This is a genomic window from Enterococcus sp. DIV0421, from assembly GCF_051713745.1.
GTDB lineage: Bacteria > Bacillota > Bacilli > Lactobacillales > Enterococcaceae > Enterococcus_D > Enterococcus_D casseliflavus.
Genome location: NZ_JBIOQM010000001.1, coordinates 1,627,615 through 1,639,722 on the forward strand (window position 1 = coordinate 1,627,615; position 12,108 = coordinate 1,639,722).

Genomic DNA, 12,108 nt, shown 5'->3' on the forward strand with positions numbered 1-12,108 from the left:
TTTTTCATCTTAACCCCCCATTTTTTAATAAATCGTGTTACAATAAAAAAAGGCTAATACGACGGAGGGATTAAATGACAATTCGTAAAGAACGACGCCGCTTAGAAAAGCGCTTGAAGCGCACACAATATACCCAAAAAAGTATTACGATGGCTACTACTTTAGTAGCGGGATCAACGTTTATCCCGACCTTAGGGCATGCGGCTGAAACGGCAACGACAGAAACTAGCAATGACCTCAAGGTCGTTGAACAAACAACAAACACTACACCAGAAACCGACAGCACACCGGTTGAGGAAACGACAGCATCGACGACAGCACCTGTTGTGACCGAAGAAACTTCGGAAACGACGGAGGAGTCAGGGACTAAAGCAGTCACTGAGGGATCAGAAACAGCGACGACAGAAAGCACAACAGTTGCTAGTGATGAAGTCTTAGAAGCAGATGAAGTACCATCAGCCCTTTCGGATTTGACCAGTCGGGCATTATTTTCACGGGCAACGATCGATCCGGCTGCCTTTATCAGTCAGATTTGCGGCTATGCAACGGAAGTAGCGGCAGCAAACGATCTGTATGCCTCTGTCATGATGGCACAAGCGATTTTGGAATCTGGCTGGGGCGCATCAACTTTGACGACCACGGCCAACAATATGTTTGGGATCAAAGGTAGCTATAATGGCCAATACGTGACAATGGATACGTATGAAGATGATGGTTCAGGCAATTATTATTTGATCAGCGCCAAGTTTCGGAAATACCCATCATTAAAAGAGTCTTTTGAAGACAATGCGTATGTGTTGCGCAACACGAGTTTTTCTAGCGGCAACTACTATTACAGCGGTGCGTGGAAAAGCAATACGACCTCTTACACGCAAGCGACCGCTTGGCTGCAAGGGCGGTATGCAACCGATACTTCTTATGCCAGCAAATTAAACAATTTGATCAGTACGTATAATTTAACGCAATATGACACTGGCAGCTCAAATGCAGGCGGCGGCAATAGCAATGAAACGATCGTCAGTGATGAAACAGCGATCAATCAGCAAATGAAAACCACGTCATCCATGAATATTCGTTCGGATGCCTCAACCAGTGCCTCTATTACTGGTTCGTTAGCAGCCAATACGACGTTTACGGCAACGGCGACCAAAACGGGCACCAGCGTCAACGGCAACACCACGTGGTATAAAATTTCTGGCAAAGGCTGGGTCAGCGGTGCATATTTGACGAAGGTTTCGACCGATTCTTCAAATAACAATAGCGGATCAGGCAACACCGGTTCTGACAATAGCAATTCTGGCACGACGATCAACAAAAAAATGAAGACGACGGAAGCGATGAATATTCGTTCCAGCGCTTCTACTAGCGGATCAGTGGTAGGATCACTTAGCAAAGGCACGACCTTTACAGCCACTTCTATGAAAACCGGCACATCAGTCAACGGCAACAAAAATTGGTACTATGTCTCTGGCAAAGGTTGGGTCAGCGGTGCCTACCTTACTGAAGTGACCAACAATAATGCTTCTGAAGCAGAAAAAGAAGACAACAGTTCAAGCATCAATCAAAAAATGAAGACGACGGCCGCATTGAATGTCCGCTCGGATGCTTCTACCAGCAGCCGTGTCGTGACGACGCTTGGTCAAGGGGTGACCGTTACCGTGACAGCGAAAAAGAACGGCACTTCAGTGGAAGGCAATAAAACGTGGTACTACGTTTCTGGCAAAGGTTGGGTCAGTGGTGCCTACTTGGCAACAACCAGCAGCTCTTCCAATAACAGCGGTTCAACGACGACAAATCAGAAAATGAAAACCACCGAGATTTTAAATGTTCGTTCCGATGCTTCTACCAGCAGCAGTATTACTGGTTCTTTAAGTAAAGGGGCAACCGTCACGGTTACCGCAACAAAAACCGGGACGACCGTCAATGGCACGAACAAATGGTATTATGTTTCTGGCAAAGGCTGGGTCAGCGGTGCCTACTTGACAGCTGCTAGCAGTGGGTCTTCTAATACGAATACCAGCAGTAGTTCAACGAAGACGCACACGGTGAAATCAGGTGACAGCCTATGGTCACTGGCACAAAAATACAATACCAGCATCAGCCAAATCGCATCATGGAACAAGATCAACAGCAGCTATACGATCTATGTCGGGCAAAAGTTGATCGTTTCCAAATAATAAGCAAAAGCAACCGCGTGTATGCCATTGGCTTACGCGGTTTTTTATGCTGGATCAAGCGTTCACTAAGCTGCTAGCGGTTTATCAAGAAACTACTTGTTTTTCGTAAGCGCAATCAAACTATTTGGTCAATCAGGGAACCCTGCGTTAGAATGAAAGAAGCAATAGAAATTGCTAGTTTTAAAAGAATTGCTTCAGAACCAGAACAATCGAAGCGTACACAAAATAAGGAGGATTTCACATGCACAACAGAAACCTAACGATTATTGGCAGTTACGACACTCGAACAGAAGTATTACCGGTTATTGAGCAATTGACAAACGAAGGCTATGGCAAAGACGATATCGTGCTGTATGCGAATCAAACAGTCATCGATCAATTTGGGTTAGAATCCATCGATGATGTGGAAGTGGAGCATGCTGCTAGTGAAGACGAAAATCGTTCGCTTTGGGAAAAAATCAAAGATGCGTTTTCTTTTGGCGATTCAGATCACAGAGACGATGAACATGATCCATTATACGGCTACCGAGATGACATCGAACGAGACAAACTCGTTGTCGGCGTCTACGATTATCAGCCGATGGACAAAATAACGGATCGTGATGCAGATACTGAGCCAATCATCGATCAACCGTTACCAGGTGAAACAGCGATGCCCGATGAGTCCGTTCATCCAACACCGCGCATGGGAGACAGTGATATTGAAGCACCGATCCATGACCCGAATCATCTGCGAAACTTATAAGTAAAAGAATTTCTTAAGTAAAGGAACTATTAAAGCCAGAGGAACGAGCATCCGTCGCACCTGCCAACCCTTAGTGAAGGGATGGGCCCGCAGGTGATCGACCGTCGCCCTCGGGCTTTTTTTGTTGCGCAACGGGCATTCATGTCTTTGTCATCTTTGAAAATAAAACTTAATTTGTTGACGATTGCTTTTTTTTGTATAATATAAGAATGAGATAGATCATTGACGGAAGGTCCAACCATATTTTTGGGAAAGGATGGGGAGTGCGATGAAATTCAAGTTCAATATGCAGTCGGCATTAGTCAGTTGTTTTGTTGCGGTTTTTTTGAGTGTGGCGATCAATCAAGATGCCAATGCCTTTGTTGCCGCGCCCTTTGTTCGAGATTCTTCCAGTAGTTCCTCCGAGCCACCTTACCAGACCGCAAGCAGCAGTATCGAAGAAACCTCTGATTCCAGTCAGATTTTTTATGAAGCCAGTGTTAGTTCGTATACACCGTCTTCAACGACTAGTCGCTCGATCGAAGCGTCGACAAATGAAGGCACGTCTGTTTCTGTAAGCGAAGTAGAGACAGAGCCTAGCGTCAGTACTTCTGCAAGTAGCGAAAGCAGTTCGAGTACCGCGTCGAGTGGCGGCTCAACGACCACCAGCGATACCTCCAGCAGTAGCGCTAGCAGCAGTTCTTCAAGCTCTTCGTCTACGAGTTCGACCAGTACTACAACAAGCAGCTCCAGCAGTGAAACGACTGAACCGTCTTCGGAAACCTCCAATAGCGATGACGAAGCTGCGGAAGATACGAGTGAAAACGTTGATCTAACAGTCGAAGGGGTCAACTGATCCCAGTTTATAAGGAAAACCAGTCCAATCCAAAGGCACCATTTCAGCTAGGCTTTATGCCTAGCTTTTTTATTTGCTTGTGTGAAGGAGTCACGCCCGGCCATTGCCATAAACAGGCTTTTTCGTGGCTGCGTCCCCATAAAGCAGCTATCCCTTTTGACTAGTGAAAAAAGCGACTACCCTCAGTCCTGCGTGTTTATTTCCTTCCTTCCTAAAAAAAGCTGCACTTGCAAGCATATCGTAAAGTGATTTTGAACAGTTTCGCTATAATAAGTGCGAGGAGGGGTGTTATGGGAAAGTATTTTAAGCACTTCGAAAAAATGATTAGTGTGATTGTTGATATTATGTTAGGACTGTTGGTTCTGTTGGTTTTGGTGGTGATGGCGGAAGCGATCTACAAAATCGTTGTCCATGTGATCCCGCTGCATGAAGTCAGTGATCTTTCCTTATTGATCGAAGAGATCGCGACATTGTTTATTTTACTGGAAATTATTTTGATGTTATTGCGTTACGTAAAAGAAGGTCACCATATTCCGGTGCGTTACTTGATTTTGATCAGTATTACAGCAATTTTAAGAGAGCTGCTTTTGGCACAAGGAAAAGGGTTAGAAACGCTCTTTTTGGCCTTAGCGATCTTGGTCTTGATCATTGTGCTGCAGGCGTTGGAAAAACTCAAAGCCTTTCATAGTTCTAAAGGACTGTAAAAAAAATCATCCGATTGGTTGACGAATGACTCGTCAAGGGATCGGATGATTTTTTAATTCTTCAAAAAGCAAGCGGCTTTCTTGCTGCAGCCGCTTGCCGATATCTGTTTGCCCTACCGTTGTTCTTTCCGTTTGCCGCACGACGATTTTTTTCTGAGTGACGATGTCACGTCGCTGCTGGATGGCTTGCTGGCGATCTGTAAAGGGTTGATGGGCTGCTAAGGTCATGCCGAAGGAATTTGACAACAGCGTGTAACCGGCAATGCCTGTGACGGATTGATAGGAGCGAGAGAGTCCCCCATCGATCACCAATAAACGACCATTTGCCTTGATGGGCGTCTCGCCTTTACGCACTTTCACAGGGGTATGGCCATTGATGATGTGACCTGTCGGCGGCAGACCGAAGGCAGCTAGGACACGGCAGCAGAAGTCTTCGTTTTCCCTTAAAGAATAATAGGCATTTTTTTGTTCCGTATGGGTGTTGCGATCTGCTATAAAGTAGCGCTCAAAGGTTTTCATGGCTTTTTTGCCGAAGAGGGAAGAGCCTTCGCCGCACCAAAGATACCAGATCATATCGGTGGCAAGGTCTGTTTGCTTTTCTGGTTGGGCAAAGCTTTCCTGCAAACATTGCTGAAAAAAGTCCATCAACGCTTTGCCTGCTAAGGGCTGCTGCTGGAAAGTAAAGGCCAGGAAATCGCCGTTTTCCTGACAAGGCAGGCAGCCGTGATACAGCAGGTTGTCGTTGAAGCGCTGGTACAATGTGCCATGCTCAACTAAAAAGCGCATATGCGCAGCTAAGCGGGGCGAGCGTTGAAATTGGCTCAGCAAATCTTGCAGTACCTCATGTTCTTCTGCTGTCAAACGGTAAGGATCATCGGGAGCTACTAGTTGAAAACAGCCGTTGATCAAAGGATAGGTCTGGTCTAGCTGGATTTGTTGCCGATCTTGAGACAAGCGATGCAACAAGCAGCGCTCTGCCATCGCAAATGCTGGTCGCCGCTGGATCACGGCTGCTTCGACTTTGAATTGGATGATGGCAAACGCCTGTTGCAAAAGCATGGCTGCTTTTTTTTGCTGGCTTGATAAAGGGTCCACTGTTTTTTGCGGATAAAAGCCTTCATTTTCTGTGTAATATTTTTGGCTAAAAGCCAGTGCTTTTGATAGATCGATGCCATAACCATCTTGTAATAATGCCAGATTGCCGTAGCGAGCAGCGATGCGGATCGTATTGGCCAAACAGGGCAGCGAGCCGCAAAAGCTGCCGATCCACAAAATATCATGGTTGCCTAGCTGAATATCCAGTGAGGGCAAAGTCATCAAGCGATCGACGATTTTGTCTGGCGCTGGTCCGCGATCATAAATATCGCCTAAGACGTGGAGATGATCCACTACGAAGCGCTGAATCAAGTACGCCAGTTCTTGGCAAAAAAGCGGGGCTGCCTCTAATTCAATGATCTTATCAAAAATCGCCCGATAGTAAGCTTCTTTATTGAAGTCAGCATCATATTGGTACAACAGTTCTTCTAAGATATAAGCAAAAGAAGACGGCAGTGCTTTGCGTACCTTGGAGCGTGTGTATTTACTGGAAGTAAAGCGGGCAACTTTCACTAGCTGTGCCATCTTTAAGCGCCAATCGGCAGGGGTCCATGCCTGTTCTTGTAATAGCTCCTCTGGATAATAAATGACAAAACAAAGTTCGGTCTGTTCTTCTTTCGTCAAGACGCCAGTAAACAAAATCTCGACTTTTTCTCGGATACTGCCAGAACCATTCCGCAAAATATGGTCAAAGGCATCGTATTCACCATGCAGATCGCTGACAAAGTGCTCGGTGGCTTTCGGCAGCTGCTGGATGGCTTCCAAGTTGATGATCTCGGTCAGGTTTGCCAAGGCGTCTTTATTGAACATGGGCCTGTTCTTTGGCTTGTTCTTCAATCAGCATCGCGCTTTCTTCAATGGAGCGTTTGCTGACATCGATCACCGGAATGTTCAGCTTTTTGAACCATTCATTCGCGTAAGCTAATTCTGCTTCGATTCGTTCACAATTGGTGTAATGGGTCTCTTCTTTTAAGCCCAATGAATGCATTCGGGATCGCCGAATCTCGGTCAGAGATTCTGGATTCGTGGTCAAACCGACCATTTTTCGCGGGTCGACTTGGTGCACTTCGGCTGGCAAAGCAACTTCAGGAATCAAAGGCAGATTTGCCACTTTGTAGCCGCGGTTTGCCATGTATAAACTCAATGGTGTCTTCGAGGTTCGCGAAACCCCTAAGAGGACAAAGTCAGCATCGAGAAATCCCCGTGGGTCTTTGCCGTCGTCGTATTTCACCGCAAATTCCATCGCTGCCACCCGGCTGAAATATGCTTGGTTCAAGCGATGCAAGGCACCAGGCTCTTGGACGGCTTCTACACCGAATGTTTTTTCCAGCATCGTGGTCAAGGGCGACATAAAGTCGACATACTGCAAACCAGTCCGCTTGGCAAAGGCATCAACAAAGGCGACTAACTCTTTATTGACTAAGGTGGTAACGACGATCGATTTGTCTAGCAAGGCATCTTTGAGGATCTCGCCTAAGCTCTCTTCATCATTAGTAAAGGGAAAGAGCTGGATGTCTGAAAGGTCGATCGTGGGAAACTGCGCGGAAACGGCTGCGATCAGCTTTTGTGCCGTTTCGCCTACGGAATCTGAAATCAAATATATTCGAACGTTCTTCATTGTTTTTGCCCCCTAAAAGTGTGTGTTGTCACTGTCATTGCCTGCTTGAATAAAGTAATTCATCAGCCGTGTCTTCGTGATTTTGCCGATGACTTTTTTTGGTTCCTGCGGATCGACCACAGGCAAGGTATCGACTTCATGTCGCCCTAACAACGTACCAGCCGTCAAAATCGTTTCTTCGGGTGTGATGGTCACGATGTTTGGCATGCGAGTCATGATCATCGCTACAGGTGTTTTTTCTGGTGCGGCATTGCTGATCGCAAAGCGCAGTAGGTCTTTGCGGGAGAGGACCCCAATCAGCTCGTCTTGGTCATTTTTGACATAGAGGGAACCGACATCGTACATAAACAAAGTCGTGACCGCTTCATAAACGGAGACCGTTTGTGAGATCAGCAACGGCGGGATCATGACTTCTGCAACTTTGGTATGATAGAGTTTTTCGAAAAGCAAAGGCTCAACGGTTTGTCCTGTATAGAAATAGCCGACTTTCGGTCGGGCGTCTAATAAACCGGTCATGGTCAAAATCGATAAGTCATTCCGCAAGGTTGCGCGGCTCAAGCCCAACTGCTTCGCAATGGTCTCCCCACTGATCGGCTGATGCTCTTTGACGATCTCAATGATTTTCATTTGTCTTTGGCTTAATTCCAATGTGTCACCTTCTTTCTTTTATGTGCTATGCTATTGATTATATGATTTTCCGAATAAAAAGGCAATCCTTCTCTTTTAAAAAGGATAAATCCCTGAAAAGTTTTCTTTTTTCAGCTTGACGATTAAATGTGTCATACTATATACTGCTAATTAATCGAAATAGTATATAACATTTAAAAGGAGGAACATGATGGAAAAAGCAGTCGTATGGTTTTCAGAAGGCACAAAAGAGCAAAAAGCACTATTAGGCGGGAAAGGGGCAAATCTGGCGGAGATGACCAATTTGGGTTTGCCTGTTCCCCAGGGATTTATCGTCCCTGCGACTATTTGCCTGACCTATTTAGAAGAACAGGTTCTTCCTGAGGCGATCATCAAGCAAGTCAAAGCTGCCATCGAAGAATTGGCAGTCCGCAGGAACAAAACATTTGGCGGACTGCAGTCGCCATTGTTGGTTTCTGTCCGCAGTGGGGCTAAGTTTTCCATGCCAGGGATGATGGATACGATCTTAAACCTTGGGTTGAATGATGAAACCGTCCAAGGCTTGGCTCAGCAGACGGGGGACCCCGTTTTTGCTTATGATTGTTACCGCCGCTTGATCCAGATGTATGGGGATGTGGTGAAAGGTGTAGCAAAAGAGCACTTTGAAGCCTACTTGACAGATTATAAGAAACAGCAGAATTATGCGTCAGACCAAATGATGACCGGCAATGATTGGCAAATGATCTGCCGCGTGTTTCAAAGTATTTATATGGAACATACTCAAGAAGCGTTTCCGCAAGACCCGTTTCAGCAATTGTTGGCAGCCATCACGGCGGTTTTTCGCTCATGGAACAACCCACGGGCAAAGACCTACCGATCTCTCCATCGCATCCCTGACGATCTAGGGACTGCCGTAACGATTCAAGAAATGGTTTTTGGTAACAGCGGGATAAATAGCGGGACGGGTGTCGCCTTCACCCGCAATCCAGCAACCGGGGAACCGGGACTTTTCGGCGAATTTTTAGTGTGTGCCCAAGGGGAAGATGTGGTTGCAGGGATTCGTACACCGCAACCGATCCAAGCGTTGGCACAGCAGCATCCCATGATCTATCAGGAATTAAAGCAACTGGCTGAGCGTTTGGAGGATCACTATCAAGACATGCAAGACATTGAGTTTACCATCGATGACGGCCAGCTGTTTGTCTTGCAAACGAGAAACGGCAAACGAACCGCCGCTGCCGCAGCGCAAATCGCAACGGATATGGTCGCAGAAGGTCGGATCACTATCAGGCAAGCACTAGATCGCATCACACCAGAAATGATCGATCAATTGCTGCACCCGTTATTTGCCCCCGAAGCCTTACAGCAAGCCAAAGCCTTTGCGCAGGGCTTGCCGGCTAGTCCAGGAGCAGCTTCAGGACATGTCTATTTCACTGCAGAGGCGGCGGAAAAAGCCAGCCGCGCAGGAGAAAAAGTCCTGCTGCTGCGGCAGGAAACCTCACCTGAAGATATTGAAGGCATGGTGGTGAGTGAAGCGATCATTACCGCTCGTGGGGGGATGACTTCGCATGCGGCGGTGGTCGCCCGTGGTCTGGGGGTCTGCTGTGTGGTAGGGTGCGAGGCATTAAGTGTCGATGTATTTTTGAAGCAGGCTCGCTGCGGCGAGCTGCTGATTGAAGAAGGTGACGTGCTTTCGGTAGACGGCAGCACTGGCAAACTGTATCAAGGGCAGCTGCCTATGACCAGTGTCCAGGAGCGTGTCTTGCTGGATCAGCTTTTGACGTGGGCACAAGCCCAGGCAGATCTAAAGGTTTACGCAAATGCGGAAACGAAAAATGACATTGAGGCTGCGCTGGCCTTTGGGGCAGCGGGCATCGGTCTGGCACGGACGGAGCATATGTTTTTTGGGGAAGAGCGTTTGTGGAAAATGCGGGAAGTCATTTTGGCGGAAACGAAGGCGGAACGATTGAAGGCGTTGGCTGAGATCAAGGCTTATCAAAAAGCCGATTTCCAAGAAATGCTGCAGGCCGCGCAAGGAAAGAAGTGCACGATTCGTTTATTAGATCCACCACTTCATGAATTTTTGCCCCATGAGCATGAACGCCTTGAAATGGCTCGCCGTAGTCAAAAATCATTGGCAGTGATCGAGCGGCGAATTGACGAGCTGCAAGAGGTCAATCCCATGATGGGGCATCGCGGCAGCCGTTTAGGACTGAGCTATCCAGAAATTTATGAAATGCAAACAGCGGCGATTTGTGAAGCGGCTGTGGAATTGCGGCAGCAAGGAGTCGAGGTAGAGGCGGCGATCTTATTGCCCCTGATCAGTTTGCCCGCAGAGCTGCAGGTGTTGAAAGCGACGTTGACACAGGTGATCGCTCAAGCAGAAGCAACCCTGCAGCAACCATTGCACATCGAGATCGGCATGATGATCGAGACACCTAGAGCGTGCTTGATCGCTGGGGAGTGTGCTGAAGATGCTGCGTTCTTTAGTTTTGGTACCAATGACTTGACCCAAATGACGTTTGGCTTTTCGCGGGATGATGCAGGCAGCTTTATTCAAGCCTATTTGCAGTCGGGGATCTTACAAGAAGATCCTTACCAGCACTTAGATCAGGCGGGTGTTGGCACCTTGATGCGCCAAGCGATCACTGGCGTAAGAGATCGTCAGCCAGAGCACTCGATCGGTGTTTGTGGCGAAGTCGGCAGCGATCCCTATTCCATTGCATTTTTGCGAGAGATCGGCATCGACTATGTTTCTTGCTCCCCATACCGAATCCCTGCTGCCTGGTTAGCGATCGCCCAATCCGCCCCCATCATCGAAGAGGCGTCAGTGGGCTCCCGCTAAAATAGGAGAAAAAAATACACCGCAGTCCACTAGCAAGGCTCGCCTGCTTGGTGGATTACGGTGTGTTCGTGCAGCGTCGTTCTTACAGGGGCTGATCCGTTTTTTGAATCGCGGGTTTGCGTCCTTTTAAATACCAAGTGATCCCAATAACATGGGCGAGGTAGATGGCAGCGAGGACGAAACGTACCAGCAGATTAGGGATCAATAGTGCAGGAATTGCAAAGACTACCAGCATCATGGCAAACATCCGAACCATTCCCTTGGAGCTCAGCTGTTTTTGTACGAGTGGTTTTTCAATGTATTTTTGATAATTTTCTGATTGAACCAAGCGTTGATAATAGGTATCGGAACTCCGCAGCCAGAAATAAGCCGTCAGCAAGTAAAAGACCGTTGTGGGTAAGAAAGGTAAAAAGATTCCTAAAGTACCTAGACCGAATGTCAGTGATCCACAAAGAAAAAATAGTGTTTTTTTCAAAAGTAACCCTCCTTATTTGGGTGTTTCGTGTCTTACCCTCAGTATAACGGAGGAGGGGCAGCTTGAACATGCGTTTTGTGTTTTTCCCCGTCTTTTAGCGGCAATAAGAGTTTTTCTTCCCCATACTCCTGCTTTTTTGATAGACTAGAAACAACACAAAGGGGGAAGCAGCATGGAAACGATTGAATTGAATACCGGCATTCAGATTCCAGTGATCGGCAGTGGGACGAATACATTTGGGAAAGAAAACCGAGAATACCAAGGTGCGATCAATGATGATACGACAGAGCTGTTGACTGCCATCAAGCTTGGGTATCGGCATTTTGATACGGCGATTTCTTACCGCAACGAAGCCGTGGTAGGCAAAGCCATCAAGGAAAGCGGGATCGACCGCAGCGAATTTTTCCTGACTTCTAAGATTCCTGGCAAACCAGAGCATACGCAAGATGCAGCTGCCGTGAAAGCGTCTGTCGAAGCGAGTTTAGCAGCCTTGCAGACGGAATCGATCGATCTTTATTTGATCCATCATCCGTGGGACAACTTGGCAGAGATCGCCGCTGTCTGGGCGGTTCTTGAGGCTTATGTCGATAAAGGAGTCTTAAAAGCGATCGGGGTGTCCAATTTCCAAGAAGAAGAACTTAGCTATTTATTGGCAAACAGTCGGATCAAACCAGCGGTCAATCAAATCGAATCGCATCCAGGCAAGTGGAACGATGCGATCATCGCCTATTCCTTAGCCAATCAGGTAGTTCCAGAAGCCTGGGGGCCACTTTCACGGATTTCAGAAGCGGCTCGGGAAACCTTGACCCAAATCGGTGAAGCGTATCAAAAAACCTGGAGCCAAGTGGTCTTGCGTTACCAAATCGAGCGTGGGGTGATCGTGATTCCGAAATCCCATTCAGAAAAACATCAAGCCGAAAATTTAGCGCTCTTTGATTTCGCTTTGACTGCGGAAGAAAAAGCCGTCATCAAAGAATTATAGGCAAT

10 protein-coding genes are annotated in these 12,108 nt (G+C 47.2%); 6 read left to right on the forward strand and 4 right to left on the reverse strand.

Going from position 1 to position 12,108, the window contains the following annotated elements; genetic code table 11:
• Window positions 1–74: 74 nt before the first annotated feature.
• The 4 genes from IGI96_RS07900 (at window position 75) to IGI96_RS07915 (ending at window position 4,461) form a co-directional block, all read left to right on the forward strand.
• Entirely contained in the window at window positions 75–2,177 is a 2,103-nt protein-coding gene (locus IGI96_RS07900) for an SH3 domain-containing protein (protein WP_086338877.1), read from the forward strand.
• A gap of 241 nt (window positions 2,178–2,418) precedes the next feature.
• Window positions 2,419–2,922: a general stress protein gene (locus IGI96_RS07905; protein WP_086338878.1), complete on the forward strand. Its 504-nt coding sequence runs from the start codon at window positions 2,419–2,421 to the stop codon at window positions 2,920–2,922.
• A gap of 268 nt (window positions 2,923–3,190) precedes the next feature.
• Window positions 3,191–3,757 (forward strand): hypothetical protein, encoded by a 567-nt coding sequence (locus IGI96_RS07910; protein WP_086338879.1) that lies wholly within the window; start codon window positions 3,191–3,193, stop codon window positions 3,755–3,757.
• Between the two features lie 290 nt (window positions 3,758–4,047).
• Window positions 4,048–4,461: a phosphate-starvation-inducible PsiE family protein gene (locus IGI96_RS07915; protein WP_010748527.1), complete on the forward strand. Its 414-nt coding sequence runs from the start codon at window positions 4,048–4,050 to the stop codon at window positions 4,459–4,461.
• A gap of 33 nt (window positions 4,462–4,494) precedes the next feature.
• Here IGI96_RS07915 and IGI96_RS07920 read toward each other — a convergent pair whose 3' ends face one another.
• Genes IGI96_RS07920 through IGI96_RS07930 form a run of 3 tightly spaced genes read right to left on the reverse strand, consistent with a single transcriptional unit; the run spans window position 4,495 to window position 7,822 of the window.
• A complete protein-coding gene (locus tag IGI96_RS07920; protein WP_438784992.1) occupies window positions 4,495–6,366 on the reverse strand; it encodes a fructose-1,6-bisphosphatase in 1,872 nt (623 codons plus the stop codon).
• Window positions 6,356–7,174 (reverse strand): pyruvate, water dikinase regulatory protein, encoded by an 819-nt coding sequence (locus IGI96_RS07925; protein WP_005226564.1) that lies wholly within the window; start codon window positions 7,172–7,174, stop codon window positions 6,356–6,358. The genes IGI96_RS07920 and IGI96_RS07925 overlap by 11 nt, the downstream gene beginning before the upstream one ends.
• A gap of 12 nt (window positions 7,175–7,186) precedes the next feature.
• The gene (locus IGI96_RS07930; protein ID WP_005232817.1) at window positions 7,187–7,822 is read right to left on the reverse strand and encodes a helix-turn-helix transcriptional regulator; all 636 of its coding nucleotides are present in this window, start codon (window positions 7,820–7,822) and stop codon (window positions 7,187–7,189) included.
• 190 nt (window positions 7,823–8,012) lie between these two features.
• On the opposite strand from IGI96_RS07930, the gene ppdK reads away from it, so the two are divergent.
• Window positions 8,013–10,646 carry a pyruvate, phosphate dikinase gene (gene ppdK, locus IGI96_RS07935; RefSeq protein ID WP_015508725.1) on the forward strand — a complete coding sequence of 878 codons (2,634 nt, stop codon included), beginning with the start codon at window positions 8,013–8,015 and terminating at the stop codon, window positions 10,644–10,646.
• 82 nt (window positions 10,647–10,728) lie between these two features.
• Here ppdK and IGI96_RS07940 read toward each other — a convergent pair whose 3' ends face one another.
• Window positions 10,729–11,121 (reverse strand): YbaN family protein, encoded by a 393-nt coding sequence (locus tag IGI96_RS07940; protein ID WP_438713149.1) that lies wholly within the window; start codon window positions 11,119–11,121, stop codon window positions 10,729–10,731.
• 172 nt (window positions 11,122–11,293) lie between these two features.
• Between IGI96_RS07940 and IGI96_RS07945 the strand changes: the two genes are divergently transcribed.
• On the forward strand, window positions 11,294–12,103 hold the full coding sequence (locus tag IGI96_RS07945) for an aldo/keto reductase family protein (protein WP_005226570.1): 810 nt from the start codon (window positions 11,294–11,296) through the stop codon (window positions 12,101–12,103).
• The last annotated feature ends 5 nt before the right edge of the window (window positions 12,104–12,108 follow it).